The following is a 26,586-nucleotide window of genomic DNA, read 5'->3' as shown; positions in this document are numbered from 1 at the left end:
GATTTCAGGCGGTTCTTTCGGCGATGGCCGGGGTATCGAGGGCGGGGGCGGCGGTCTCCGCTTCCGGGCTTTCGCCCCGCTTTGGCGCGCGCATCATCACCACGGCGACCCAGACGATGGCGGCCACGGCAGAGAGGATCAGGAACATCAGGATGAAGTTTCCCGTCAGATCACGGATGACACCGCCAATCGTTGGACCGAGAGCAGAGGCCGCGCCGACGAGGCACATGGAGGAGAAAAGCTCCAGATTATGGCGCTGGCCGAAATAGTTCATCATCAGAACGGTGCAGGAGAGGGCCGTGAGGCCGAAACCGATGCCTGTGCCGATGGCGTAGATCAGCAGGATGGAATGGGAGTTTGACGTGGCCAGCACGGCGCAGCCGATGGAGGTGGCGGCGAGGGACACGATCATCAGATAGCGCGGATCAACCCGCTCGCCGAGGAAGCCGCCGCCGATGCGCGTGAGCACGGCGATGAAGGCCTCCAGGCTGAGCATGGCGCCCGCGGTTTCATTCGAGACGCCGCGCTCCACGAGATGGCCGACCGAGAGGCTGGTGACGGTGACCAGGGCCATCAGATTTGCGAAATAGGCGGCCACCAGGATCATGTATTGCGGGGTGCGCATGGCTTCCTTCACGCCCCAGTCGACGGGCGTGATGTAGACGCGGGACGGCTTGGCGGCGGCGGCTGGTTCGCAGGTGGTGCCGGGGGCGGGCGCAGGCTCGATCTTCTTCTCGATGGCCGGTTCTTCGAGTTCACGCTCCGCAGGCTGAGCAAAGCGTTTGTCGAGGCCGATGATGAGGCCGCCGGCGATGCCTGTGGCGAGGAGGAGGAGGGACTGGTAGACCCAATAGTCGCGCCAGACCTGGCCTTCGACCGAGAGGACGGCCATGACCATCCAAGGGCCGAAGACGTTTCCAAAGCCGCCGATGGTGAAATAGAGGCCGAGCGCGGTGGAGCGGTTCTTGAAATGGCGGCTGATGACGAAGGTGGACGGGATGGTGCCCAGCATCTGATAGGCGACGCCGCAGATGGCCGCGGCGACGAAATATTGCAGCAGGCTGCTCACCGAACTCATCGTGTAGAGGCCAAGCGCCATCAGCAGGGCGCCGCAGATGAGCGCGAGGCGGACGCCGAACTTGCGGATGAGCAGGGTGGGCAGGAGGGAGGAGCCGCCGCAAGCCGCGCCGAGGATGGTAAAGCCGAGGCCGGCCTGGGACCAGCTCCACTCAAGCTCTGACACCATATGGGGCAGGACGATGCCGAGGGAAGAGAAGGTGGCCGCGCTGATCAGCAGGTCCAGCGTGCTGAGCGTTGCCAGATGGCCTCCGGCCAGCGGAGACACGGAGCGGACGGATTTGAAGATTCCGGAAGTCAGCATCTGTCTCTCTCTTGCGCTTCAATTCTTTTTAGCGGGGGCCGCGTTGCAGATCGCGGGCCAGGGTTTCGAAATCTGACATTTCAGACAAAATGTCAGAAACTGCGTCAGATATGGTTGGTGTTGCCTATCAATTGACCATCGGGCGGGCATGACGGGCGCTCCGGATCAGGCAGCGCCCGGCCGGGCGCCGGGGCTGCGGGTGAAGAGGACGAGGGCCGCGCCTGTGAGCAGGGCGGCGGCGAGGCCGGAGAGGGCGAGGGGGAGGCGGTATCCCATCCCGTCCAGTACCGCGCCGGTGGCCAGCGCGCCGAGGGCGGGGGCGCCGCGCATCAGCGCGCCCCAGAGGCTGAGCACGCGGCCGGAAACCGATTCCTCCGTATCCAGAACCATGACCAGCTGGGAGGTGGCCGCGCTGATACACATGAAGAAGCCGAGGATGGTGGCGGCCAGCGTGGCCGAGAGGATGCCCGGCGTGGCCGAAAAGGCGATGAGCGAGAGGCAGGCGGCGAGCGACGACCAGAAGAACATTATCGCGGGCCGGGCCGGCGCGTTCAGCGTGACGATGACCGCGCCGATGACGGCGCCCGCGCCGACGCCCATGATCAGGTAGGAATAATCCTGCACATTGCCGCCGAAGAGGCGGTCTGCGAAGGCGGGCATCAGCTCGTAGACGGGGCGCACGAGGAAGGCGGTGGCGGCGAAGATCAGGAGAACCGGCGTGACGACGCTGTGGCTGGAGGCGGCCTTCATGCCGGTCCAGAGCTGGCGGAGGAAGGCTTCGCGCGGGGGGAAGCCTGTGCCGGAGGCGTGGAGGTGCCGCAGGCTGAGGACCGTGGCGATCATCACGAGGGAGACGGCGGCATTGATCCAGAAGATCGAGGCGGGACCGGGCCAGATGACGAGCGGACCGGCGAGCGCCGGGCCGAGGAAGCGGGTGACGTTGACGGAGATGGCGGTCATCGACATGCCAGTGGGCAGGCAGTCACGCGGGGTGGCGTCGCGCAGCAGCAGCGTGCGCGCGGATTCCTGGAGGGCGGCAGCGATGCCGCCGGCGGCTGTGAGCGCCATCAGCAGCAGCGGCGTGGAGAGGCCGAGGAAGACGGCGAGACCGGTGGCGACGGAGATCAGCAGCGCGGCCATCTGGCAGAGGAGGACGATCCGCTTACGGTTCATCCGGTCTGCCAGGACGCCGCCAAGCGGGCCGAAGAAGAGGCCGGGGAGAAGTTCGGCGCTGGCCAGGAGGCCGAGCCAGGTGGTTGAGCCCGTCAGTTCCCACATGATCCAGCCGAGCGCGATGCGCTGCATCCACTGGCTGGCCATCATGGCGGTGGAGGCGAGGAAGAGGCTGCGATAGGCGGTGTCGGCCATGACGCGAACGAGCGCGGCCGTGCCGGTCAGGTGGGGGGCGCCGCCTTTTTCGGGAGGGCTCATGAGCGCCCTTCGGGAACGGGTTCGCGCGGATCGAGACACCAGATATTGCCGCGATGATAGGCGAGCGGCGCGGCGGCCTTGTTGGAGCCGAGCTCCAGCACACGGCCGACGACGATCTCATGATCACCGCCCTCATGGATGGCGTGAACCTCGCAATCGAACCAGGCGACGGAGCCTGCGAGTATAGGCGCGCCGGTGGTCGCGGGGGCGTGAGCGACGCCCTGGAAGCGGTCTTCCGCGCTCTTGGAGGAAAAGCGGCGCACAACTTCCATATGCGTTTCGGAAAGGATGTTGACGGCGAAGAAGCCCGCGCTGCGGATGGCTTCCAGCGAGCGGCTTGACCGGTCGAGGCAGACGAGCAGCAGGGGCGGGGCCTGCGAAACGGCGGAGAAGGCGTTGACAGCGGTGCCGGCGATCCGGTCACCGCTCAGTGTCGTGACGACGGTGACGCCGGTGAGGAAGCCGCCCATGGCTTCGCGCCAGAGGGATGCGTCGATGGGGTGGGACATGTCTGCCGTCTCCTCTCAGCCGAACGGGTTGTCGCCATAGACCGGCTTGGTGCGCTTTGTCTTGGCCTCGCTGCCAGCCTTGCCGCAAAGGGCGAGAGCGGTGAGGGCGTAGATCAGCGCGCTTTTGGCCAGATCATCCGGGGTCGGACGCCAGCGTTTGAAGCCTGTGGTGATGGCCGGCACGCGGTTCATGTTGAACACGTTATGATCGCGCCACATGCTGGAATAGACGGGCGCGGCGCGCTCGACCGGTTTTCCCAGGGTGAGGCGCGTGGCGGCGTCGACCGCGCTGACCAGCGGGGCGACTTTGCCGGCATCGGCCTCGAAACCATGGCGGACGACGACGGGTTCGACATCGAACTCGCCGATCTTTGCCGCGCGCAGGTATTGTTCCAGGCTGCGGTGGACGGCGCCGATTTCCTGATTGGGGGCGAGGCCGACTTCCAGATAGAGCGCGCAGACTTCCGTGCCCGCACCAAAGGCATGGGGCACCCCGCCGCGCACGGCGGAGATCTGTGCCTTGGGATGGGCGGCGCCGCCTGCGGTCTCGTAGCGGCTCTCGGCCTCGAATTTGAGGCTCCAGTCAAGGATCGGCTGGATAGCCGCGCCCATGCGATAGATGGGGTTGGGATGCTGGGCGGCTTTCTTCGGAGATGTGAGGAGGGGCGTGAAGATCGCCTCGCCGTAGAGGCGTATACGGAAGACGGCGTAGCCGCAGCCGACCCAGGTGAGCCCATAATCGCAGCCTTCGGCGGCGATGGCATAATCGGGCGAGACGCCGCCATGGTTGAACACGTAATGCGTGCCGATATCCTTGCCCATGAAGTCGATGCCGCGCGCTTCCTCAATCGGCTCGGGGCCGATTTCGCCGGGGGAAGCGGTGAGATAGAGCCGGCCGGCAAGGTCGAAGCCGCATTGTTTCAGCGCCTTGGCCGCAAAGAGGAAGCACGTCATGGGGCCGCGATCATTCGCGATGGGGAAGCCGTGGAAGGCGCCGTCTTCCAGCCAGCATTCGTTCCATTCGCGCACGTCCAGGGTTTCCGGCCGGAATTTGTAGGCGTCTTCGTCCGGGTTCCAGGTCGGGCTTTCGGTATCCAGATGCGCCGTGTAGAGAAGGCTTTTTCCATCGCCCTTGCCGCCATAGGTGGCGATGATGTTCGGGCGCTCGGGCGTGGCGCCGACCTTGCGGGGCCGGAAGCCTTCCTTTGCCATCCACTGATAGACATATTCGGCGGCCTGCGCCTCTCCGCGCGCGGGGCTGGGGATGTTGCCCAGCTCCAGCGCCACCCGGGTCATCTCTTCCTTGTCGATGGCGGCGGCGAGGGCAGTGGCGTCTTCCTCCGTGACGAGATAGTTCGCCTCTGGCAGATTCGGGAACACGTTACTCATTGGGATACTTTCTTGTTTTTATTCGGCCCAGGCGGCGCAGATTTCGTCAGTGGAGACGAGCGTGGCGCAGTTCAGTGCCAGCGATTGCAGCGCGCTTTCATGGATGCCGGGATCGTAGGCCGCGCAGGCGTCTGTGGGCACGTAGACGAAATAATCGAGATGGAACGCGTCGCGCACGCTGCAATCGACGCAGCATTCGGTGGTCAGGCCGCAGACGATCACGGTATCAATGCCGCGGGCACGCAGGGCGGCGTCAAGGCTTGTGCCGAAGAAGCCACTGTAACGCAGTTTCCAGATGACGGTTTCGCCTGGCTGAGGCGTCGGGCCGACGAAAGCCGAGCCCGGCGCTCCGGCCCGGCAGATCGCCCCGCCGCTGTCTTCGCCGTCGCGGCGGCGGCGCCACTCGCCCCAGACCGGGGAGTCTGTGGCGGGCGTGGTGGCCAGGCCCACAAAGATCACCGGCGTGCCGGCGGCGCGGGCGGCATCCACCAGCCGCGTGGCAGCGCCGACGGCGGGCGCAGTGACGCTCATGTCCAGCCCCGCCTGGCCGAGCACGCCCTCGGGCGAGGCGAAATCGACCTGCATGTCCACCACGAGGACCGCCGTGCGTTCGGGCGCGATCCAGCCAGCGAGGGTGTCAGGATAGGCGGGTTTCGGTTTCACAGGCATTCCTCATCGCAAACACTCCCTTTTCTTCTCCTCTGCCGAGTACCGGTCCTGCAAGCCCAGCGGGAGGGCATTGGGGGAGGCAGCAGGACCGGTTCCCGGCAGGGAGCTCAATTTATCCGTTCTCAGAACTTCTTCTTGAAGGTGACGCGGTATTCCCGGCCGCGCCCCGGCAGGACAGCCATATCGGAATAGCTGTCGGTAACCGGCTGGAAGTAGAGTTCGTCAAAGACGTTGTCGACATTGAAGGCGACTTCATAGCCGTCGAATGCATAGAAGGCAGAGAGGTTTACGGTTTCATAGGCTGGCAGGATGATCGGATCGCGCAGCTTGCCGGCGGTTTCGGAGACGCTGGTGATGCCGCCGGTGACGCCGAACTGGCCCCACTCATAAGCGTCCGACACATAGGAGCCAAAGAGGCTGACCACGGTTTGCGGGACGAGGCGGTATTCGTAATCGCCGGGCTGGCCGATGGGCGAGGTGGCTAGGTTGTAGACGGCATAGGCTGCGCCATAGCCATCGATGGGGTTGAGGCCGGTGGCCCAGACGGGGACATAGCCGAAGCTGGCATCGGGGCCTTTTACGGTGGTTTTCTGGGTGTTGCCGGCGAAGGTGAAGGAGAGATTGTCGGTGGCGAGCCAGCGGGCTTCGAGCTCAATGCCCTTGGCCTCTGTGGCGACGACATTGTTGAACATCGAGAGGCGGGTGCGCGATTGTTCGTAGCCGGAGAGGCTGCCGACGAGCGTTCCGTTCAGAAGCTCGAACTTGACGCCGGCCTCGGTCAACTCGGAGTCGGAGATCCACTGATTGCTGCTGACAAGGCCGGGGGCGATGTCACCGGCCTGGCCAATTTCAAGGGCGGCGGTTTCGGCATAGGTGACATAGGGGAAGAGGCCGAAGGGCGCGTTCAGGCTGAGACTTGCGCTGTAGCTGAACTCTTCCTGCGTCGCATCGAACTCAATGTTGGCAGGGCAATAGCAGAGGGCGCCGGTGTCGATGGTGGTGACATCATACCAGTCATAGCGGCCGCCCAGCAGAAGGTTCACATGTTTGCCGAAGCTGATGTCGGTGAGGCCAAAGAGGCTCTTGTCGGTCCAGCTGGAGTCGACGGTCATGTCCCAGCCGATACCGATATTGCCGGGCTCTACCGAGAACGGATCATCCATGATGTCGTTGGGTGTGGCGCCATAGATGATGTCGCGGCGGTCAAGGGAGATGTAGCCGGAGTTGTAGGTTTCCTTCTTGACCGCGTCCTGGCGGCGATATCCGAAGCCGACCTTGTTGGTGGAGCGGATGAAGCTGTCTTCCGTGCCGGTGGAGAAGTCATAGCTGATGCGGCCTTCTGCGGCCCAGGCGTCATAATCGGCCGGGAAGCCGTAGCTGACGAAGCGCTGGTTTTCCATGTCGTCATAGAACAGCTCGACATTCAGCGCGCTCTCGCCGATTTCCTGTTTGGCCTTGAAATAGAGCGTGTTGGTCGTCGTCTTCGAGAAGTCGGCGTCCGAGATGAAAACCGTGCGGGGGCTGAGCTTTGCCGTGCCGACGCCTTCGGTGAGCTGGAAGCGGGGATTGACGGAAGGCGTGAAGCCGAAATAGCCGACCACGAAGCTGCCGCCGGCCTCGTCGGGCGTGATCCGGCCGTTTCCATCGGTATCAACGACAGTCGTGTTGCGGCCGGTGATATAGGTCTGGTTGTCGATCAGATCCTGGGTGACACGGTTCCAGCCCGGCGTCTGGACGTAGCCGTCCGAGTCGAAATACTGGCCGCTCATGGTGACGGTGAGCGTGTCGGTGACATCATATTCGCCCGACAGCTGGATCATCAGGTGTTCGGGGGAAATGCCTTTATAATAGGAGTCTGAATCTTCGTATTCGACATAGCCATAGACCCCGCCGCGCGTGCCAACAGGAATACCGACCTGGCCATTGGCATTGAACTTTCCATACGAACCGACGGTGACTTCAGCCTGGCCGGTGACTTCATCGCTGCCATTGGCGCGGCCAGTTTTGGGAATGATGTTGATCAGGCCGCCGACCTTGCCGGGGCCGAAAGCGGGCGTGGGCGGTCCACGGACGATGTCTACCTGGGACGCCGCGCCCAGAAGCGTCGGATAGGTGCCCCGGTTCTCGATCCGCTTGAAGCCATTGAAATAGCTTTCTGCCAGTGTGCCGCGCGCGTTCACAGCGCCTTTGACGCCGTAATAGCTGCCGGTGAAGGTGCCCGGCGCGATGGCGATCAGGTCGTCGACCTCCTCGATGCCATAGCGTTCCAGCGTCAGATCGCTGACAAGCGTGGCCGAGCGCGGCGTTTCCAGGAGGGACTTGCCCATGCCGAAGACGCTTTCGCTATTGGATTTCTCCAGGAGACCTACACGGTCGCTGACGACGACAACCGTGTCGAGAACAGCGGTTTCGTCGCCCACATCCTCCGTAGCCGGAGCAGGTCCATCTTCAGCCCAGGCACTGTTGGCAAGGGCAATGGCAGTCAGAACGCTTGTCAGGTAATACAGTGCTCGCATGTCTTGGACCCCTCATAGGCTGCGGCGGGTTGGCTATGAGGTCAGTTCAGGGAGGCGGGGGCGGAAAAACAGCCGCATCTGATATTTGAACTAACATTTCAGTTAACATGTTCAAAATATCGGCACGTCCGGCGCGGCGTCGCCCAGCAATCGTGCGGTGCAGCAATCTGCGGGACTATGGTTTCCGGCAAAGCACAAGGCCTGGCGGCGCTGCAGGAGCCCGCAAAGCCTCCCTCCGGAGACATACTTATAAAGGGCAATGCTCTGCGCACGGCAAAAGCGCTTCACCTGATTGGATATCAATCAAGTAAGTGACTGCCCGAAACCTGTGCGGTTTCTGCAGGCGGGCGCCCGAATTGCGGAAGGATCAGTCGGCGGTCTTGTCGCCCATCACCACGAGCATCGCCTTCATGGCGGCCGAGCCATCGCCCTTGGCAATGGCTTTGGCGGCGATGCGGTGGTTGGCGATGTCTTCCAGCCGGTCTTCATCCGGCCGCGTGGTCATTGAGTAGTACCAGTAGCGGGCGGCCTTGTTGTGGAGGTTGATGACGATCCGCGCGAGGCTGAGATTGTGGCTGGCAATGGCGACGGCGCGGTGGAATTTCTGGTCCATGGCGATGATGGCGCGAAAATCCCGGCGCTTGGCGGCGGCCTCGGCGCCGTCAAAGGCGGTGAGGATCTCCTCGATTTCGGCGCGGGAGGCGTGCTGGGCGGCGAGGAAGGCGGCCTGGGGCTCCAGCAGGCAGCGGACTTCGTAGGCCTGCTGCACTTCCTGCACATCAATGGAGGCAACGATGGTGCCTGAACGGGGGCGGCGCAGCACCATGCCTTCCAGGGACAGCCGGGCGAGCGCGTCGCGCACACCGGCGACGCCGAGATTGTATTGTTTGGCGAGACCGAGTTCGTCCAGCCGCGCGCTGGGGGGGAGGACACCGAGGATGATATCCAGCAGGATCTGTTCATACGCTTTCGACTTCTGAAGGTCCGGCGCCCAGTCCTCAGTGTGGCGGACGTCGCTGAATCCCTGCTGGTGAAACGGAACCATATCTTCCCTGGGCCTTGTTTTTGTTTGTGTGCCCATGTCGTCTGCTCCCTGGTGCCTGCGCATTATTTATGTTGGCAGGCTTTGTTATCGCATTGGTTGTGGCAAGCCCATCCTCAAATTGAGCGGTTTGGGCGTGTCTTATTCTGGGGAGATGCCTAGCTGCTGCGCAGAGACTTCGCCTGATGGCAACTTGGCGCACAGGGGGCAAAAGTCAAACATATCAGCTAACATCTCAGTGTTGCGTATCCCGTGTAAGGCTTGCAGCCTGCTGCCTGAAACCTCACGCGCCGGAGCGACCTGATGACACAAACCCCGACAAAAAACAGAAGCAATACAGGGATCAGCCGGCGCGAGGCGCTGCTGGGGCTGGGGGGTGGGTTTACGCTTCTGGGCGGCTGCGCGGCGACGCGGAAGGCGCCTGATATTGATGCAGTGTTCACCTCCGGCGTGGCGAGCGGCGACCCCACGGCGACCTCGATGGTGATCTGGACGCGGGCCTACAACCCGGATGTGGCGGCGATTCCGGTGGGATTTGAGGTGGCCGAAGACACCGGATTCCGCCGGATAGTGCGCAAGGGAACGGGGCTGGCGACCACAGCACGGGACTACACGCTGAAGGTGGATGTCGAATCACTCGCGCCCGGCAATCGCTACTTTTACCGCTTCCGCGCCGGACAGGCGGTGTCAGGCATTGGACAATTCCGGACACTTCCGGACAAATCCGGACAGAAAGTGCACCTGGCGGTCGCCTCCTGCGCCAATTTCGGCTCCGGCTTCTACAACGCCTACCGGACCATCGCGGAGACGCCCGGCATCGACGCCGTGATCCATCTGGGGGACTACATCTACGAATACGGGCCGGATGGGTATGACGGGGAGACCGGCCGCGCGCTGGGGCGGTTTGCCGAGCCCGCGCATGACGCCGTGACGCTGGAGGACTACCGCGCACGCTTTGCCGCCTACCGGCGCGACCCCGACCTTCAGGCCGCCCATGCCGCCGCCGCGTTCATCACCATCTGGGACGATCACGAGACGGCCAACAACAGCTGGATGGGCGGGGCGGCCAATCACAAGGAAGACACGCAGGGGAGCTGGGCGGCGCGCTGCGAGGCGGCGCTGCAGGCCTACTTCGAGTGGATGCCGATGCGCGATCCAACGCCCGGCGAGGCGGCCAGGTCGCTGACGCGGACCTATGAGTTTGGCGAGATCGCCTCGCTGATCCTGATCGAGTCGCGGCTGACGGGCCGGGGCGAGGCGCTGAGCCTCAGCGGGGTGAGCGATCCGGAGGCCTTCGAGGCCGGGCCGCTGGCAGACCCGGCCCGCACGATGCTGGGGGCGCCGCAGGAAGCGTGGCTGGCTGGCGAGCTGAAGCGCTCGGCCGCTGCCGGCACGGCCTGGCAGGTGCTGGGCAATCAGACCGTGATGGCGCCGATGCGGACACCCGACTACACCGCGCTCCTGCCGGAGGACATTCTGGAGGCCGTGCGCGAGAAGGGCGGCTATTCGGCCCGCTGGGTGGAGCGCTCGAAGCTCGGCCTGCCGGTGAACCTGGATTCCTGGGACGGGTATCCGGCGGCGCGCGAGCGGCTGCTCTCCTGCGCCATCGCGGCGCAGGCCAATCTGGTGGTGCTGTCGGGGGACAGCCATATGTTCTGGGCAAGCGACCTCTACCGGCAGAGCGACGGGGCGTTGGCGGGCGTTGAGTTTGCCACCGGCAGCATCACCTCACCGGGGGGATATGAGAATATCACCAGCGATCCGCGCATCTTCGAGATCGCGGCGCGCGCCATCCCCGAGAAGAACCGGGGCGTGCGCTTTGCCAATGTGAAGGACAAGGGCTTCGTGCTGCTGACGCTGACGCGGGAGCGCGCGCAGGCCGACTATATCGGGATGAGCACGGTGCGCTCGCGCGACTTTGAAGCACGCACCCTGGTGGTGGCGCGCGCAGAGCGCGGCGAAGACGGGCGGGCCGGCGAGCTGACACTTTCCGCAGGCTGATGACCCCGGCGCAGACTGCAGACAAAAAAAGAACCGGCCGCAGCGGTGTGAAGCTGCGGCCGGTTTACAGGAAGAAACCCCGTTAGAAGCGGTAGGTCAGGGCCGCGCCATAGGTGCGCGGCTTGCTGCCATAGCGCACGACGACGTTGGCGTTCGTCGTGACCTGCTGGGTGTAATACTCGTCCGTGAGGTTCTGACCCCAGATGGAGAATTCCCAGGTATCGTTCAGCGTGTAGAGGCCTATCGAACCATTGAGGACGCCGTAGGAGTCGATGTCATAGAGCGGATCATCCGGATCGCCGGCTGTGGACTCGCTCTGCCAGCGGCCGCTGAGCGAGCCGCGCACGCCATAGCGATCCGTAACCGGACGGTTGTACAGCAGGGCCAGGCTGAGGCTCGTCTCCGGGCTGTAGAGGAAGGGATCGCCCGCGCGGCTGGTCGGCAGACCGAAGCTGTCGGAGGTGTCGAATTCCTTGATCTCGGTTTGCAGCAGCGTGAGGCCGCCCATTGCGGTGAGGTTTTCGTTGATGAGCCAGGTCAGCTCCGTCTCGAAACCATAGGCTTCCGATTTGGGCACGTTCTGCAGACGCGAGAGGGCGCGGTAAATCGGGTCCGGGAAGAAGGAGGCTACCTGCTTGTCTTCATAGTCATAGAAGAAGAACGAGCTGTTGGCCTGGAGGCGCTGGTTGAAGAACTGGGCCTTCATGCCGACTTCATAGGCCAGCAGGCCTTCCTGGGTGGCCGGGGCGTTCTGCTCTGATTTGGAGGCGGCGTTCACCGGCGTGGAGGCCGACTTGTAGCCCTGGGTGACCGAGGCGAACAGCAGCATGTTGTCGCGCGGCGTCCAGTTGCCGACGATCCGCCAGCTGACATTATCTTCCTTGGTGCTGGAGGTGACCGGACCGAAGGTGTTGGAGGCAACGTCATAGGTGTTGCAGCCATTTTCCTGCAGCGCTGCCGGCGGAGCCGCAAGGCCGTAGATGCCGGTGAAGAAGACGCGGTTGAACACGTTGACGTTGGGCTGCATGGAGCCGTTCACGTCTGCCGAGCAGCCGGTATAGTTCTGCTTGTCTTCTGTGTAGCGCAGGCCCGTGGTGAGCGAGAATTCGGGCGAAATTTCCCAGTCGATATTGGCGAAGATGCTCTGCGTGGTCGTTTCAAAGTCGCCGCTGTCGCGGTAGGTCTGGAACGAGTTGAGCAGTTCGGCGGCCGTGTAGGGCAGGCCGGTTTCCGGATCGCGGTTCACGAAGGCAACGAGCGGACCAACAGTGGCCGGATCAAAGCCGAGCGCGGCGGGGTTGACGGTGAGGAGATAGGCCGCCGTCGAAATGAAGTTCGAGTTGGCGTTATCGCGCAGCATCGTGCGGTTGGTGTCGAGCGTCTCGTCCTTGCCGTAATAGGCGCCGACGAGCCAGTTGATGCGGTCGGTCTGGCCTTCAAGGCGCAGTTCCTGGCTGAACGACTTGATTTCGCCATCGATATCCTGGTTCAGGATCTGATAGGGCGCGCCGGAGAAGTCGAGGATCGCTTCCCGCTCCAGCTTGTTGTAGCCGGTGAGCGAGACCAGCGTCAGGTCGTTGTCGAAGGTGTAGTTGATGCCGGCCCGGAAGGCGTGGAAGGTGGAGTCTTCCTTGTTGTCATCCGTCATACCCGGAACGCCGGCAATGGTTGCTGCACGGACATTGTAAGGCACCCAGTCCGCATCCCTGGAGCTGCTGGGGCGGTTGTTCTGGAGGAAGGCGATCAGGCCCGGCGCGTTGAAGGCCGAAGTGGCCGATGGGCCGGTTGTGCCCGGCACGATGAAGGTCGGGTTGGTGCTGGGGGTGAGGCCGATGCCCTGAGCGGCAATCGTGTCGGACTTGTTGATCCAGCCATTGTAGCTGAGGTTCACGTCCAGCTTGTCCGTCGGCTGAAGGGCGAGAGCCGCGCGGAAGCCGAGCTTGTCGACGGTGCCGCGGTCTTCATCCGGGCGGGACATCGAGCGCTGCCAGCCCTTGTCGCTGTTCTCGCTGCGGATGGCAAAGCGGGCCTGGACGGTCTCGGAGATCGGCAGGTTGACCATGCCTTCGAGGTTCCAGGTGTCGTAATTGCCGATTTCGGCTTTCGCCATGGCCTGGAATTCGTCGACCGGCTTGTTGGTGACGACGTTGATCAGGCCGGCGGTGGTGTTGCGGCCGAAGAGGGTGCCCTGCGGGCCTTTCAGGACTTCGACGCGGGAAACGTCAAACACCGGGCCGGAGTTCATGAACGGGTAGGGGTAGGCGACCTCATCGACATAGGTGCCGACGGTGGAGGTGGCCGAGAGGTTGATCGTGTTGAAGCCGATGCCGCGCAGCGTGTAGGTCGGCACGCCCTGATAGGACTGGGATACCGAGAAGCCGGGCACGACGGTGGTGAGGTCTTCCACCGAATTGATGTTGAGCTGGTTCAGCGTGTCTTCGCTGAAGGCCTGGATCGCCATCGGAACGTCCTGGGCGGACTCTTCGCGGCGGGTGGCCGTGACGGTGATGGAGCCGAGTTTCAGGTCGGAGTCCGAGCTTGCCGGCTGGGCAGCGGCCGGAGGCGCGGCCTCGGGCGTGGCTTCCTGGGCAAGGGCAGGGGCCGACAGGGTGATCGCCAGCGCCGAGGCACCGCCGAATACAATACGACTAAAGGGTTTTTGACGTTTCATGGATTTCCTCCGCAACGTCTGCTCTGGGAGGGCGGCAGACTTCTGTAATGCTGCACGGTTCCCGTAAGGCGGGGCGGGATACAAGCTATCGAAAGTGATAGTGTGGCAGGGACCTCACACTCGCCTGAGGCGCGCGCGGAAGGCCCCCCTGTTCCGGGGGGAGACGGCAAGGCGCGCATCGGCTGGTGGGGGAGCGGTTTACTTCGGCAGCAGGGCAGCCTCTATGGCAGGGGTGGAAGAGGGACGCGTCCAGGCATGAGAGTGCAGGATCTGAATACGCCGCTGGTGCGGTTTGCCGTGCCGGCGGTGCTGGTGGTGGTGGTGACGGGGATGATGGCGGTGGCGGCGCTGCAACCGGCCACCGGCTGGAGTGACCATGTGCAGCAGTGGCGATCCCCCTTCGCGGTGGGGGCCGGGGTCTGGGTGTCGCTGCTGGTGGGCTTTGGCGCGTGCATGGTGTCGGCCTGGGTGTGGGCGCTGAAGCCGGCAGACCCTGCGGCGATCCTCTTTGCGGTGAGCGGGCTGACGACGCTGATGTTCTCGGCGGCGGCGGTGGTGTGGCTGTTTGCGATGCCCCTGAGTGATGCGGGCTATCTGCTGGCGGGGATCATCAACTGTATCGGCGCATCGGGCTTTGGCATCGTGATGATGTGCCTGTTCATGATCTATCCGGTGAAGCTGCCGGGCTGGCGCTGGATGATGGCGGCCACCGTGCTGGGCTTTGGCGGGGTGACCTATTGGGTGATGTTCGGGCCCTCGCCGGATTTCATGCTGGTGCATCCGATCACCTTCTGGGAGATGGTGGGCATCTTCGCGCTCGTGGGCTGGCAGATCTTTGCGACGCGGGATGATCCGGTGCAGCGCTCGATTGCGCTGTGGCTGGGCGCGGCGGTGGTGCTGGGGGCGGGCGGGTTTATCTCGACCGTGGCGTTTCCGCATACGTTCGGGTTTACGCCGCTGCTGGACGAGAACATCGCCTTTGGCTTTTTCCTGCTGATCTATGTGGCGCTGACGGTGGGGCTGATGCGGTTCCGCGTGTTCGGGCTGGGCGGCTGGGCGTTCCAGCTGATGTTCCACTTCCTGGCCGCGCTGGCGGTGCTGGCGCTGGATCTGGCGCTGATCGGCATCCTTTCCTTCGAGCCGGGGGCGGCGTTCTCCGTGGCGCTGCTGGCGGCGGCGGCGGTGTATCTGCCGATGCGCAGCCTTGCCTGGCGCAAGCTGACCGGGCAGGCACGCCCGGATGAGGCCGAGCTTTTCCGCGCGGTGATCGACATTGCGCTGCGCCCGAGCGGTGAGGAGCGGGCCGGGCGCTGGCGCAAGCTGATGCGGGACATTTTCGGGCCTCTGGAAGTGAAGCCGGTGGAAGAGGCAGTGGCGCGCGTGCGGGTGGAGGATGAGGGCACGCTGATGGTGTTGCCGGGTGTTGCCGACTCTCCGCCCCTGAGCCTGCGCTACAAGAATGGCGGGCGCGGGCTTTATTCGCCCAAGGATGTGACGCTGGCGGCGCAGATCGTGAAGCTGATGCGCTATGCCGAGGAGAACCGGAACGCCTATGACCGCGGCGTTTCGGAGGAACGCGCGCGGATTGCGCGGGACATTCATGACAATATTGGCGCGCAGCTGCTGCGGGCGCTGCACTCGCGCGAGACCGGGCGCAAGGACGCGATGATCCGCGAGACGCTGACCGACATTCGCGACGTGATCAACAATGCCCAGGGCGCCGAGGCACCGATGGAAGATGTGCTGGCCGACCTGCGGGCAGAAACGGCAGACCGGCTGGAGCCGCATGGCATCACGCTTGGCTGGACGCTGCAGGCGGCGCCGGGCGCGCTGCTTTCGCGGCAGAAGGTTCACGCCCTGCGGGCGCTGATCCGCGAGGCAGTGAGCAACACGATCAAGCATGCCGGGGCGCGCGCTGTGGATGTGACGATCCGGCTGGATGCGGACTGGTTGCACCTGAAGGTGGCCGATGACGGCAAGGGCCTGCCCACGCAGACAGCCTCGCTGGGCAATGGCCTTGGCAACATGAAGATCCGTGTGGAGAGCTTCGGGGGCGAAATGACGCTGGAGAGCGAGACGGGAACTTGCCTGGCGGCGCGCATTCCGGTGTTCGAGATGGTGGCGGAGTAGGCAGTCAGCTCCGGTCGGTCGTCAGGCCCATGCGGGTGGCATGCCAGGAGGCTTCGGCGCGGGAGGATATGCCGAGCTTGCGGTAGATGCCCTTGATATAGCTGGCCACCGTATTCTCGCTGAGGTCCAGCGCGCGGGCGACTTCGCCATTGCGCATGCCGCGCCCGATCAGGGCCAGCACATCGCGCTCGCGGGCGGTGAGATCATCATCGGGGGCGGCCGGGCCGGTAAGGCGGAAATGATCCATGATGCGCCGGGCAATCGACGGCGACAGCGCCGGGACCCCATCTGCAATCTGACGAAGCTGACGCACCAGCGTATCCTGCGGCTGGTCTTTGAGGAGATAACCGTTTGCCCCGGCAGACAGCGCGCCGACAATCCAGGCGTCATCGCCCATGACGGTGGTGACCACGCAGATCGTCTCGGGGCTTTCCTGCTTCACCTTGCGCAGCACATCGAGGCCGGAACCATCGGGGAGGCCCAGGTCCAGCATCGCAAGGTCAAACCGTGCCCCGGTGGCGGCGGTGATGCCGCCGCGCACGCTGCCTTCCTCATGCAGGGAGCAGCCGGGAAAGGCCTCGCGCGCGATCTCGCAAAGCCAGGTGCGGGTCTCCGCAACGTCTTCAAGGATCAGGAGGCTTTTCAAGGGTTCGTCCTTTCCTCGCCGTGTGGGGCATTCGTTCTGTTATGGGGCGCTGAGGAGATAGTGTCATATTATCTTCAATACGCCGCGTTGCCGACCCACCGGAACAGGGGGGCGGACATTTCCCGCCGAAGCGTGGCATTTCCCGGCATCTGGTAACAGGAAAGCCGGGCATGACCGATGTGAGAGAAAACAGCCGTCTGGGGCACCTTTTCCGGTCAAGCCCCTTCAGCCGCGACCGGGCCTGTTGGCTGGACGGGCATGTGCTGCGCTGGCGCAGCGGCGTGGAGAGCGGGGCGCTGAACCTGAGCGAGGTGGCCAGTGTGCAGCTGATCCTGCCGCCGGCGGGGCAGGGCACGGCGCGCTGCATCCTTCGCACGGCGGAGGGTGCCTGGCATCGCTTCTCGGATGATTACTGGTTTGGCTGGAACAGGGTGGAGCGCCATCGCTGGGGCACACGGGAGCACCGGCGGGGGAGTTTTCTGGGGCTTGTGGCGGCGCTGGCAAGGCGGGCGCGGAAGGCCAATGCGGCTGTGGCGCTGACATGCGGGCCTGGCCGGGGGCGCCCATTTGCGCCGGAGGAACTGGACCGGATGCGCGGATTTGCAGGTGAGCCGCATGGTCCTCCCCCCGAACAGGGGGAAGACGGAAAACCCAGCGCTGCCTAGACCTTATCCTGGTCCACAGGTCCGGGGGGACGCACGTGGCCCGAGTTGACGCCTGCTTCAGATGACACTCTGCCTTCTGCGGGGCTTGGGGGACGCCTCTCTCGGACCCTTGGCTCCGCAGGTTTTTCGCAGCGAGGGGTGGGATAAGGGCGCGTCAGTTCAGCGCGCAGGGGCTGTTTCCGATTCCCGGATTTGACGCAGGTGCCGGGCTCTGAGAGACAGGCGCCATGCGCGGCATGGGGTTTCTCTCGGGCGGATTGCGGGCACTGGCGGGGATGCTGCTGGTGCTGGCGGTGGCCATGCGCGTGGCGGTGCCGGCGGGGTACATGCTGGCGGAGGACGCCTCCGGGCAGATCCGCATCGAGCTTTGCACGGAGCAGGGTGTGGTGAGCCGCACGCTGGACCTGGCCACTGGAAACTATGTGGAGCCCGGCGAGGACACTCCCTCAGATGACGCGCAGAACGGGCCGAAGGCCTGCGTTTTTGCCGCCGGGGCGCAGATCGCCGTGCCGGCGGTAGACATGCCGGACCTGCAGCAGCTGCGGGTGATCCGCCAGGCGGGGCTGCATCATCCGGCAGCGTTTGAGCTGGCGAGCCGGCTGGCGGCGCCGCCGCCTTATCCGACCGGGCCACCGGTTTTTCTCTGAGCTGATCCGCAGCTGCGCGCGCTCCCGCTGGCGGCGCAGCAAGACCTTGCGCGCGTGCCTGCGCGCGGCCTGACTTCAGAGACAAACCAAGTGAAAACTGAAATGAAAACAAAGCGCCCGGCGACGGCGCGGATGCGCCACCGGCAGATTGGCTGGGTGGCGGCCTTTGTGGCGATGGCCTGGGCGCTGACCGGCTTTCTGCATCCTGTGATGAGCTGGACGGCGCCGCGCCCGGCCGTGCAGACCCCGCCCAGCGGCGGACAAATCCGGACACTTCCGGACATTCCCGGACAGTTCCTGGACAAATCCGGACAGATCCGGACAGTTCAGGTCAGGTTGGTGACCATTGGCGGACGCCCCTACTGGATGGCGACCGACCCTGAGGTGGCGCGCAAGATGGTGGCTGATGCCGTCACGGGAGATCCGGCCCCGGAGGCCGAGGAGGCCCATGCGATTGCCCTGGCCCGGCACTATGCTGCCTTGCCGGAGGCGGGGGTCCGGTCCGTGGAGATCATCGACCGGTTCAACACCGAGTATCCGCAGATCAACCGGCTGCTGCCGGTGTGGCGGGTGGCGTTTGATACGCCCGAGGGGCTGGCGGTGTATGTCGACACCGGGGCCGACCGGCTGGCGGCGGTGACCGATGGGCGGCGGCGGGCCCTGCTCTTTGTGTTCCAGAATGTGCATACGCTGAAGTTCCTGAGCTTTGCCGAGCCGTTGCGGGTGGCGGTGCTGGCAGGCCTGATCCTCAGCGTGATCGCGACGAGCCTGATCGGGGCGGCGCTGCTGCTGAAGGCGAAGGGGCGGGGCCTGCGCAAGGCGCACACGCTGGCGGCCTGGGCGGCGCTGCCGCTGATCCTCATGTTCACGCTGTCGGGGATGTTTCACCTGCTGGTGACGATGGGGCCAGGTCAGGCGCTGCCGCCGCCGGGGGTGTTCAGCCTGGCCGAACTGGAAGCGCCAAGGCCGGGGGCGGGATCGCTCTACGGGCTGACGGCGACGGCGGGGGCGGATGGCAAGCCGCTCTGGCGGATCGAGACGGGCGGGGGCATTGCGTATCAGGGGCAGGCGGAAGGCTATACCGACGCGGACCGGGCACGGGCGATTGCCGGGGCGGGGCCGGAGGCGGCGGTGTCTCTGGTGACGCGGTTTGGCCGGGACTACAGCTTTGCCAACAAGCGCCTGCCGGTGATGCGGGTGGAGGGCGCAGACGGGCCGGTGTTTGTGGATGTGCGCGAGGGGCTGGTGGCGGCGGCGCCGCGCAGGAGCGCGCTGCAGAAGGCCGAGGGCTGGAGTTTCGACACGCTGCACAAATGGGAATTCCTGCGGCCGATCGGCACGCGCAACCGGGACTATCTGCTGATGGCGGCGGTGGGGGTGATTTTCCTGACGGCGGGCCTCGGCCTGGCGCTTCTGCCGAGGCGGCGGCGGAAGCAGCCCAGCGGTTGATTTTGCTTGCTTGCCTCTGGGTCATCTAGGGCCGATTACGTATTCACCTGCCTTCCTCCCAGGGCAAAATTTGCACGTGATTTGATGGCTCCGCGGCAAGTGGACGGGGCCCAGGGAGGAATGCATGGCGGATACGGCGGCAGTCAAAGAACGCAAACCCAAGGCTAAGACCGAACATTTCGATGTGCTGATCGTCGGCGCGGGGATTTCCGGCGTCGGGGCGGCGTACCATCTCAAAACGCAGATGCCGAAGAAGAAGTTCGTGGTGCTCGAAGCGTATGAGACCTTTGGCGGCACCTGGCATATGCACCGCTATCCCGGCATTCGTTCGGACTCGGATCTTTATACCTTCGGCTACCGCTTCAAGCCCTGGGTGGGCCCGCCGATTGCCAGCCGGGAAGAGATCCTGAAATACATGCAGGAAGTGATCGAAGAGAACGATCTGGCCCAGCATATCCGCTATCGCCACAAGATCCGCTCGGCCAGCTGGTCGACCGCGAAGAAAAAGTGGACGGTGAAGGCGGAGAATCTCGAGACCGGGGACGTGCTGACCTTCACGGCAAACTTCCTGTGGATGTGCCAGGGCTATTACAACCACGCGCAGGGCTATACGCCCGAATGGCCGGGCATGGCCGATTTCAAGGGGCAGATCATTCACCCGCAGACCTGGCCGGAAGACCTGGACCTGACGGGCAAGAAGGTGATCTGCATCGGCTCTGGCGCGACGGCGGCGACCGTGGTGCCGGCGATTGCGGGCCAGTGTGAGCATGTGACGCTGCTGCAGCGCTCGCCCACCTATTTCATCCCGGCACGGAATGAAAACGTGCTGGCCGACGAGCTGCGGATGCTGGGCGTGGACGAGGCATGGATCCATGAGATCGTGCGCCGGAAATACAATCACGATCAGGCCGAGTTTACCCGCCGCTCCTTCGAGGACGCCGAAGCGCTGCGCCAGGAATTGCTGGACGGGGTGAAGGCGTGCCTGCCGGAAGACTTCGACATGAGCCATTTCACCCCGGCCTACCGGCCCTGGCAGCAGCGCATCGCGTTCGTTCCGGAGGCGGACCTTTTTGAAGGGATCAAGGCGGGCAAGGCGAGCGTAGTGACCGACCATATCGACCGGTTCACCGAGAAGGGCATCCTGCTGAAATCCGGCACGGAGCTGGAAGCGGATGTCATCATCACGGCGACGGGCTTTGATCTTTCCGTTCTGGGCAACATTCCGTTCGAGGTGGACGGCAAGCCGGTGAACTGGTCTGACACGATCACCTATCGCGGGATGATGTTTACCGGCGTGCCCAACCTTGTGTGGGTGTTCGGCTATTTCCGGGCGAGCTGGACGCTGCGGGTGGACATGATGGGCGATCTTGTCTGCCGCCTGCTGAAGCATATGGACGAGAAGAAGGTGAAGCAGGTGGAGGTGGCCCTGCGGCCGCAGGACCATAATATGGAAATCCTGCCCTGGATCGACGGTGACAACTTCAACCCCGGCTATCTGACCCGCTCGATGCATCTGATGCCGAAACGCGGCACCGCGCGCGAGTGGCAGCACACGCAGGACTACTGGCGCGAGAAGGACGAGTTTCCCAAGATCGACCTCGACGGAGAAGAATTCCGTTACAGTTGAAGTCAGTGCAGGGATGAAACCGCGACCGGCCAGCCTGATCGATTCAGAGTAGAAATTACCTTTAACTTAAGGTAATGATCCTTCCGGTGGGAGGGACGCTATGACTGTGGGCGACTACTACGCGCTGGCGTGTATCGGGCTGGGGGCGTTCCTCTGTATCGTCGGTGCCTTTGCCATTCTGAACAAGATGGGAATTGCCGGAAGATTCTCGGCAAAGGTTCCGTGGCTCGGGGAGATGAGCGCGCCCGCATCCTCGATGATATTGGTCGCGGGTATATTCGTTCTGATCGTGCCGCCGCATTTGAACCCGCAGCTCTTTGTCTCCGACAAAGAAACTTATGAACTGTCTGAGTTCACACCAGGAGAAGGGGATGCAGGGGATATCAATCCCTCCCTCGTCATTGATGCATTCTGGGCATTGCCTGACGAAATAGCCAACTTCCCCGTGTCCGCTAATGTGCTCAGCCGGGGAGAGATGGGGGGCACATTGAGCTCTTTTCTGGATTCCGAATTGCAGGGCCGCTTCGGGAAATTCCAATCAACAGAAACGGGCTCAGTCAGTCTACCACTCTCGCGGAGTTGCGGGATTTGGACAACCGATTGGTACTCCAGCGGCGCAAACGTACGAAATCCCTGTCCAGAAGATTGCACGAGCGGTGTACCGGTCGCCAGCGATTTTCGCTTGAGCGGCTACCCTCCACATCTGGAAAGGCAGATCACCTTCCAATGCTTTAAATCCCAAACCAATTTAACGGTGCCAGTGCGCGCTTTGCAGCGAGCGTTGCAGACAGAAGGACCTTGAACCAGTCCGACACCACCTCTGAGCACACCTGCTCTTGCCGGGGAGCGCCAACCCCGGCATGACAGGCGCAAATGACCGATACCAGCGTCCCTTCCCAGCAGGAGTCTGACGGGCTTGATCCCGTGCTGCTCAAGGATCTCATCGATGCCATCGATGAGCGCGATACGCGCTGGCTGTCGCGCACGCTCAAGCGGATGCACCCGGCGGACGCCGCCGACGCGCTGGAAACGCTGCCCTATGACACGTTCGAGGAGGCCGTGGGCCTGCTCGGCGAGGATCTGCCGTCTGAAATCCTGATCGAGCTGCGCGATGCCTATCGTGAGGGCGCCGTCGACGTGCTGCCCGACGAGGCGGTGGCGCAGGCGCTGGATGAACTCGATTCCGATGACGCGACGACCATCCTTGAGGACCTTGAGGAAGACCGCCGCGAGCGCATTCTGGAAGACCTGGCGCCGGTGGACCGGGCCGAACTGGAGCGCAGCCTTGCCTATGAGGAGGAGTCGGCCGGGCGCCTGATGCAGACCGAATTCGTGGCGGTGCCCGAATTCTGGACCGTGGGCGAGACCATCGATTATGCCCGCGGGCGCGGCGAGGAATTGCCCGAAACCTTCTACGAAATCTATGTGATCGACCCGGCGCACCGGCTTCTGGGGATCGTGCAGCTCGCCGCGCTGCTGCGCCAGCCGCGCGAGACGGCGATGGAAGACATCATGGATGACCCCATGACGACCCTGACGCCGGACCTTGACCAGGAAGAAGTAGCGTTCCGCTTCCAGAAATACTCGCTGGCGTCTGCGCCGGTGACCGATAGTGCCGGGCGGCTGGTGGGCATGATCACCGTGGATGACATGGTGGATGTCATTCAGGAAGAACATGCCGAAGACCTGCTGGCGCTGTCCAACGTGTCGTCGGCGGACTCCTCCGATACCGTGTTCGATACGGTGCGCGCGCGCTTGCCCTGGCTGGGGGTGAACCTTGCCACGGCCTTTGTGTCTGCGTCTGTCATCTCGGTGTTCGAGGCGACCATCGAGGAGATCGTCGCCCTTGCCATCCTGATGCCGGTTGTGGCGTCGACTGCCGGTAATGCCGGCAGCCAGGGGCTGGCCGTGGCGGTGCGTGCCATTGCGACCCGCCAGCTGGAAGGCGACGCGGCCCGGCGGGCGGTGCTGCGCGAAGTGCTGACGGCGATCTTCAACGGGTTGATGATCGGCAGCAGTGTCGGGCTGATCTCGTTCATCTGGTTCCGGGACGTGCAGCTGGGCATTGTGATTGCCACCGCGATGCTGGGCACCTTCCTGTGGTCGGGGCTGGCGGGGACGCTGGTGCCGCTGACGCTGAAACGGTTGGGGGCAGATCCGGCGGTGGCGTCGTCCGTCTTCGTGCTGACCACGACGGATGTGATGGCTTTCTTCACCTTCCTGGGCCTTGCCAGCATCGTCCTCCTGTAAATTGGCCATAATCACGCCGAATCTCACCTTTCAGGCGAAAAGGCGCGCCTTTTGCAGGGCGCCCCTGTAGGCATTTTGCCAGTTGTACCAGAATGGGAGCAACGGACTTTGGGTGGTCCGCTTCGCACATCTGCCAGAGGACTCGGGCTGATCAAGGGCTTCGAGGGCTTCCGGCCGCGCGCCAGCCGGCTGCCGGATGGGCGCTGGATCGTGGGCTATGGCCACACGCGCACGGCGCGGCCTGGCCTGACCGTGAGCCCGAGGGACGCCGAACTGGTGCTGGCCCATTTCGATCTGCCGCCCATCGAGCAGCTTATCCAGGATGAAGTGCTCGCCCCGCTGACCCAGAATGAATTCGACGCGCTGGTGTCCTTTGCCTGGAATATCGGGCCGGGGGCGTTCCAGTCGTCCAGCGTCCTGTCAAACCTCAATGAGGGCGACCGGCTGGCAGCGGCCTCCGACATGTGGCTGTGGCGCCGGGGGCGGGTGAACGGCGAGGTGAAGACCATCGACGCGCTGGTACGCCGGCGGGCGGCGGAGATTTCGCTGTTCCTGACACATCCTTCCGGGCCGGCAGCGGTGCCGGGCGCGCTGATCCGGCCGATACCGGAAGATGGTGGGCAGCCTTTCCCCCATCCGCCGGAGCGGGCCGTGATCATCGAAGCGCGGGCAGAGGATGAGCGCGCGCCCGCGCGGGCGCGCGGAACGCAGTCCGGGCCGCAAGCCGCCGCGCGGGCGGTGAGCGAGCGGATTGCGCGGATCCTGGGCGAGAGCCCGCTGCCACCGCCCTCGCGGCCAACCCGGCCGCTGGAGCCAGGCGAAGAAGGCCCGAGCGTGGAAGAGATTACCCGTGCCATTGCCGATCTGGCAGGGCCGGCGGAGGACGAGCCGCTGCCGCAGCCGCCCGGCGTGGTCAAAGGACCGCCGGATGGCATCGAGCGGCGGCGCGCGGCGCGGCCTGCGCCTGCCGCGCCTCTGCCAGAGGTGCCCGCGAGCCCGCCGCCCGTCATTCCGCCGCCACCGCCACCCGCGCCGGAGTCGCCGCTGCCCCCGGCGGAGGGCGTGATCGTCGACGATCTGGCGCCTGTGGAAATCGATCCGAATGGCATCCAGCGGGCGCTGGAAGAGAATGGCGGCGCGCCCCGCCGGACCGGCGCCGAGGCGCTGGGCCGGTGGGTGCCGTATGCGCTGCTGTCGGGCCTCGGCCTGGTGAGCCTGGTGCTGGGCGTGCGGGAGCTGGTGGATATGGCCGCCGAGCCGGCGCTGTATGAAGGCGAGACCTGGCTGGGGCCGCTGCTCTCGCTGGGCGGCGGGTTCCTGTTCGTGGTGGCCACGTATTACCTTTACCGGGCGATGACGCAGGACGACTGAACCGGTGACAGGCGGGCAGGCCCTTGCTAGGAAAGGGCCATGCTGACGAACACATATCCCACTCTGAACTTCGATCTCGGTGAAACTGCGGACATGATCCGCGAGACCGTGAAAAACTTTGCCCAGAATGAAATCGCGCCGCGCGCCGCCGAAATCGACCGGACGGACAAGTTTCCGCGCGACCTTCTGCCGAAGATGGGGGAGCTTGGCCTCCTCGGCATCACGGTGGAGGAGGAATGGGGCGGCACTGGGCTTGGCTATCTCGAGCATGTCGTGGCGATGGAGGAAATCTCCCGCGCCTCGGCCTCGGTGGGGCTCTCCTATGGGGCGCACTCAAACCTCTGCGTCAACCAGCTGCGCCGCTGGGGCAATGACAGCCAGAAGGCCCGCTACCTGCCCAAGCTGATCTCCGGCGAGCATCTCGGCAGCCTCGCGATGAGCGAGAGCGGGGCGGGATCGGATGTCGTCTCGATGAAGCTGCGCGCCGACAAGAAGGGTGACCGCTATGTGCTCAACGGCACCAAGATGTGGATCACCAATGCTCCGGATGCGGACACTCTGGTGGTCTATGCCAAGACCGATCCCAATGGCGGCTCGAAGGGCATCACGGCGTTCCTGATCGAGCGCGGCTTCAAGGGATTTTCGGTGGCGCAGAAGCTCGACAAGCTGGGCATGCGCGGCTCGGAAACCGGTGAGCTGGTGTTTGAAGATTGCGAAGTGCCCGAAGAGAATGTGATGGGGCCGGTGGGCGCCGGGGCGCGCATCCTGATGAGCGGGCTCGACTATGAGCGCGCGGTGCTCTCGGCCGGGCCGACGGGCATCATGCAGGCGTGCCTGGATGTCGTGATCCCCTACATTCACGATCGCAAACAGTTTGGCCAGTCGATCGGTGAGTTCCAGCTGGTGCAGGGCAAGCTGGCGGACATGTATGTGCAGATGAATGCGGCCAAGGCTTATGTCTATGCCGTCGCCAAGGCGTGTGACCGGGGCGAGACGGCGCGGAAGGACGCGGCCGGCGCTATTCTGTATGCGGCGGAAACCGCAACGAAGCTGGCGCTCGACGCGATCCAGCTGCTTGGCGGGAACGGCTATATCAACGAATACCCGACCGGCCGCCTCCTGCGCGATGCCAAGCTCTACGAGATCGGCGCGGGCACCAGCGAGATCCGCCGCTGGCTGATCGGCCGGGAGCTCTTTTCGGAGACGGCGTGAGGCGCGCGCGCCCTGGCGCGTTCAGCGTGGCGGGCATTGCCGCCGCCATTCTTGTTGTCCTGATGGGCGCGGCGCTGACGCTGGCGCGGACCGAGGCGATGGAGCGGGCCGGCGAGCTGGCCGGGCAGAGCGAGCTGGCGCGCACGCCGCAGGGCGCGGTGGAATATGCCATCCGGGGCGAGGGGCCGCCGGTGCTGGTGATCCATGGCGCGGGCGGCGGGTTTGATCAGGGGCTGCTCTTGGCAGAGGCCGTGGGCGGGCCGGGGCGTCGCTGGATTTCCGTGTCGCGCTTTGGGTATCTGAGAAGTCCGTTGCCGGAGGATGCTTCGACTGCGGCGCAGGCCGATGCGTTGGCAGCCCTGCTGACAGAGCTGAAGATTGAGCGGGTGGACGTGCTGGCAATGTCGGGCGGGGCGCCGCCGGCGCTGCAACTGGCGGCGCGGCATCCCGAACGAGTGGGCGCTATGGTGCTGCTGTCGCCTGCGCCGTTTACGCCCTTTGGCGGTGATGTGGAGGGGCGGCCTGTTCCGGCGGCTGTCTATACCGCGATTGCGGGCAGCGATGTTGGATTCTGGGTGATGAAGCGGCTGGCGCCGGGCATGCTGCGATCTGCCTTCGATGCGCGGCCCGAGCTGCTGGAGGCGGCGCCGGAGGATACCGGTTTCGTTGGCCGGCTGGTCGAAGGGTTTCAGCCTGCGTCCGGCAGGCTGGCAGGGCTGCGCAACGAGATAGCCGCCGTCGATCCGCAGGCGGCGTATGATCTGGAAACGATTCGCGCGCCGGTGCTGGTGGTGCATGCGGCCGATGACCGGCTCAACCCTGTGGCCATCAGCGAGACGATTGCGGCGCGCATCAGCGGCGCGGAGTTCATCCGCTACGACACCGGCGGGCATCTGCTGCTTGGCCATCATGGCGATCTGCGGGAGGCGATTCCGGAATTTCTGGCGGGGGCCGCCGGGGAATGAGGGGGCGGCCATGGA

Annotated in this window: 20 protein-coding genes; 11 read left to right on the top strand and 9 right to left on the bottom strand. The window is 64.4% G+C overall.

Translation table 11 applies throughout. The features are described 5' to 3' along the window. Nucleotides 1-4 precede the first annotated feature (4 nt). The 7 genes from C0456_RS13005 to C0456_RS12975 all read right to left on the bottom strand — a co-directional run bounded on the left by C0456_RS13005 (nucleotide 5) and on the right by C0456_RS12975 (nucleotide 8,940). Nucleotides 5-1,381, bottom strand: coding sequence for a CynX/NimT family MFS transporter (locus C0456_RS13005; RefSeq protein WP_291052768.1), 1,377 nt, complete (start codon nucleotides 1,379-1,381; stop codon nucleotides 5-7). A 165-nt stretch (nucleotides 1,382-1,546) separates the two neighbouring features. Continuing rightward, a complete protein-coding gene (locus tag C0456_RS13000) occupies nucleotides 1,547-2,812 on the bottom strand; it encodes an MFS transporter (RefSeq protein WP_291052765.1) in 1,266 nt (421 codons plus the stop codon). Further along, nucleotides 2,809-3,321 (bottom strand): flavin reductase family protein, encoded by a 513-nt coding sequence (locus C0456_RS12995; RefSeq protein ID WP_291052762.1) that lies wholly within the window; start codon nucleotides 3,319-3,321, stop codon nucleotides 2,809-2,811. Before C0456_RS12995 ends, C0456_RS13000 begins: the two co-directional genes overlap by 4 nt. 15 nt (nucleotides 3,322-3,336) lie before the next feature. Continuing rightward, nucleotides 3,337-4,710 (bottom strand): peptidase M20, encoded by a 1,374-nt coding sequence (locus C0456_RS12990; RefSeq protein ID WP_291052760.1) that lies wholly within the window; start codon nucleotides 4,708-4,710, stop codon nucleotides 3,337-3,339. A gap of 18 nt (nucleotides 4,711-4,728) precedes the next feature. Next, entirely contained in the window at nucleotides 4,729-5,379 is a 651-nt protein-coding gene (locus C0456_RS12985; protein WP_291052758.1) for an isochorismatase family cysteine hydrolase, read from the bottom strand. Nucleotides 5,380-5,501: 122 nt separating this feature from the next. Then, entirely contained in the window at nucleotides 5,502-7,895 is a 2,394-nt protein-coding gene (locus tag C0456_RS12980) for a TonB-dependent siderophore receptor (RefSeq protein WP_291052755.1), read from the bottom strand. Nucleotides 7,896-8,262: 367 nt separating this feature from the next. After that, a complete protein-coding gene (locus C0456_RS12975) occupies nucleotides 8,263-8,940 on the bottom strand; it encodes a GntR family transcriptional regulator (protein ID WP_291052752.1) in 678 nt (225 codons plus the stop codon). 300 nt (nucleotides 8,941-9,240) lie between these two features. On the opposite strand from C0456_RS12975, the gene C0456_RS12970 reads away from it, so the two are divergent. Further along, nucleotides 9,241-10,938: an alkaline phosphatase D family protein gene (locus tag C0456_RS12970; protein WP_291052749.1), complete on the top strand. Its 1,698-nt coding sequence runs from the start codon at nucleotides 9,241-9,243 to the stop codon at nucleotides 10,936-10,938. A gap of 82 nt (nucleotides 10,939-11,020) precedes the next feature. Here C0456_RS12970 and C0456_RS12965 read toward each other — a convergent pair whose 3' ends face one another. Continuing rightward, nucleotides 11,021-13,609, bottom strand: a complete 2,589-nt coding sequence (locus C0456_RS12965) for a TonB-dependent receptor (protein ID WP_291052747.1) — start codon at nucleotides 13,607-13,609, stop codon at nucleotides 11,021-11,023. Nucleotides 13,610-13,864: 255 nt separating this feature from the next. Here C0456_RS12965 and C0456_RS12960 point away from each other — a divergent pair, with 255 nt between their 5' ends. Continuing rightward, nucleotides 13,865-15,739, top strand: coding sequence for an ATP-binding protein (locus C0456_RS12960; RefSeq protein WP_291052744.1), 1,875 nt, complete (start codon nucleotides 13,865-13,867; stop codon nucleotides 15,737-15,739). A 4-nt stretch (nucleotides 15,740-15,743) separates the two neighbouring features. Here the strand turns inward: C0456_RS12960 and C0456_RS12955 are convergent, their stop codons facing one another. Next, complete coding sequence (locus C0456_RS12955; RefSeq protein ID WP_291052742.1) at nucleotides 15,744-16,385, bottom strand: response regulator transcription factor; 642 nt, start codon at nucleotides 16,383-16,385, stop codon at nucleotides 15,744-15,746. A 170-nt stretch (nucleotides 16,386-16,555) separates the two neighbouring features. Between C0456_RS12955 and C0456_RS12950 the strand changes: the two genes are divergently transcribed. From C0456_RS12950 to C0456_RS12910, 9 genes are all read left to right on the top strand, one after another. Beyond that, nucleotides 16,556-17,050 carry a hypothetical protein gene (locus tag C0456_RS12950; protein WP_291052740.1) on the top strand — a complete coding sequence of 165 codons (495 nt, stop codon included), beginning with the start codon at nucleotides 16,556-16,558 and terminating at the stop codon, nucleotides 17,048-17,050. 227 nt (nucleotides 17,051-17,277) lie between these two features. Continuing rightward, complete coding sequence (locus C0456_RS12945; protein WP_291052737.1) at nucleotides 17,278-17,697, top strand: hypothetical protein; 420 nt, start codon at nucleotides 17,278-17,280, stop codon at nucleotides 17,695-17,697. 102 nt (nucleotides 17,698-17,799) lie between these two features. Then, nucleotides 17,800-19,146, top strand: a complete 1,347-nt coding sequence (locus tag C0456_RS12940) for a hypothetical protein (RefSeq protein ID WP_291052735.1) — start codon at nucleotides 17,800-17,802, stop codon at nucleotides 19,144-19,146. Between the two features lie 124 nt (nucleotides 19,147-19,270). Beyond that, nucleotides 19,271-20,773, top strand: a complete 1,503-nt coding sequence (locus C0456_RS12935; RefSeq protein WP_291052733.1) for an NAD(P)/FAD-dependent oxidoreductase — start codon at nucleotides 19,271-19,273, stop codon at nucleotides 20,771-20,773. Nucleotides 20,774-20,873: 100 nt separating this feature from the next. After that, on the top strand, nucleotides 20,874-21,575 hold the full coding sequence (locus tag C0456_RS12930; protein WP_291052730.1) for a hypothetical protein: 702 nt from the start codon (nucleotides 20,874-20,876) through the stop codon (nucleotides 21,573-21,575). A gap of 71 nt (nucleotides 21,576-21,646) precedes the next feature. Then, nucleotides 21,647-23,023 carry a magnesium transporter gene (mgtE, locus tag C0456_RS12925; RefSeq protein WP_291052728.1) on the top strand — a complete coding sequence of 459 codons (1,377 nt, stop codon included), beginning with the start codon at nucleotides 21,647-21,649 and terminating at the stop codon, nucleotides 23,021-23,023. A gap of 108 nt (nucleotides 23,024-23,131) precedes the next feature. Then, complete coding sequence (locus C0456_RS12920) at nucleotides 23,132-24,394, top strand: lysozyme (protein ID WP_291052726.1); 1,263 nt, start codon at nucleotides 23,132-23,134, stop codon at nucleotides 24,392-24,394. A 39-nt stretch (nucleotides 24,395-24,433) separates the two neighbouring features. Then, nucleotides 24,434-25,606: an isovaleryl-CoA dehydrogenase gene (locus tag C0456_RS12915; protein ID WP_291052724.1), complete on the top strand. Its 1,173-nt coding sequence runs from the start codon at nucleotides 24,434-24,436 to the stop codon at nucleotides 25,604-25,606. After that, complete coding sequence (locus C0456_RS12910; RefSeq protein WP_291052721.1) at nucleotides 25,603-26,571, top strand: alpha/beta fold hydrolase; 969 nt, start codon at nucleotides 25,603-25,605, stop codon at nucleotides 26,569-26,571. Before C0456_RS12915 ends, C0456_RS12910 begins: the two co-directional genes overlap by 4 nt. Nucleotides 26,572-26,586 lie beyond the last annotated feature (15 nt).

The organism is Hyphomonas sp., from assembly GCF_013823385.1.
In the GTDB taxonomy this organism is placed as follows: domain Bacteria; phylum Pseudomonadota; class Alphaproteobacteria; order Caulobacterales; family Hyphomonadaceae; genus Hyphomonas.
This window is presented reverse-complemented; position numbering and strand designations above follow the sequence as displayed.

Excerpts from the sequence above, each read along its gene's own strand:
- C0456_RS13005 (WP_291052768.1), bottom strand. The coding sequence starts at position 1,381 with ATGCTGACTTCCGGAATCTTCAAATCCGTCCGCTCCGTGTCTCCGCTG.
- C0456_RS13000 (WP_291052765.1), bottom strand. The coding sequence starts at position 2,812 with ATGAGCCCTCCCGAAAAAGGCGGCGCCCCCCACCTGACCGGCACGGCC.
- C0456_RS12995 (WP_291052762.1), bottom strand. The coding sequence starts at position 3,321 with ATGTCCCACCCCATCGACGCATCCCTCTGGCGCGAAGCCATGGGCGGC.
- C0456_RS12990 (WP_291052760.1), bottom strand. The coding sequence starts at position 4,710 with ATGAGTAACGTGTTCCCGAATCTGCCAGAGGCGAACTATCTCGTCACG.
- C0456_RS12985 (WP_291052758.1), bottom strand. The coding sequence starts at position 5,379 with ATGCCTGTGAAACCGAAACCCGCCTATCCTGACACCCTCGCTGGCTGG.
- C0456_RS12980 (WP_291052755.1), bottom strand. The coding sequence starts at position 7,895 with ATGCGAGCACTGTATTACCTGACAAGCGTTCTGACTGCCATTGCCCTT.
- C0456_RS12975 (WP_291052752.1), bottom strand. The coding sequence starts at position 8,940 with ATGGTTCCGTTTCACCAGCAGGGATTCAGCGACGTCCGCCACACTGAG.
- C0456_RS12970 (WP_291052749.1), top strand. The coding sequence starts at position 9,241 with ATGACACAAACCCCGACAAAAAACAGAAGCAATACAGGGATCAGCCGG.
- C0456_RS12965 (WP_291052747.1), bottom strand. The coding sequence starts at position 13,609 with ATGAAACGTCAAAAACCCTTTAGTCGTATTGTATTCGGCGGTGCCTCG.
- C0456_RS12960 (WP_291052744.1), top strand. The coding sequence starts at position 13,865 with ATGAGAGTGCAGGATCTGAATACGCCGCTGGTGCGGTTTGCCGTGCCG.
- C0456_RS12950 (WP_291052740.1), top strand. The coding sequence starts at position 16,556 with ATGACCGATGTGAGAGAAAACAGCCGTCTGGGGCACCTTTTCCGGTCA.
- C0456_RS12945 (WP_291052737.1), top strand. The coding sequence starts at position 17,278 with ATGCGCGGCATGGGGTTTCTCTCGGGCGGATTGCGGGCACTGGCGGGG.
- C0456_RS12940 (WP_291052735.1), top strand. The coding sequence starts at position 17,800 with ATGAAAACAAAGCGCCCGGCGACGGCGCGGATGCGCCACCGGCAGATT.
- C0456_RS12935 (WP_291052733.1), top strand. The coding sequence starts at position 19,271 with ATGGCGGATACGGCGGCAGTCAAAGAACGCAAACCCAAGGCTAAGACC.
- C0456_RS12930 (WP_291052730.1), top strand. The coding sequence starts at position 20,874 with ATGACTGTGGGCGACTACTACGCGCTGGCGTGTATCGGGCTGGGGGCG.
- mgtE (WP_291052728.1), top strand. The coding sequence starts at position 21,647 with ATGACCGATACCAGCGTCCCTTCCCAGCAGGAGTCTGACGGGCTTGAT.
- C0456_RS12915 (WP_291052724.1), top strand. The coding sequence starts at position 24,434 with ATGCTGACGAACACATATCCCACTCTGAACTTCGATCTCGGTGAAACT.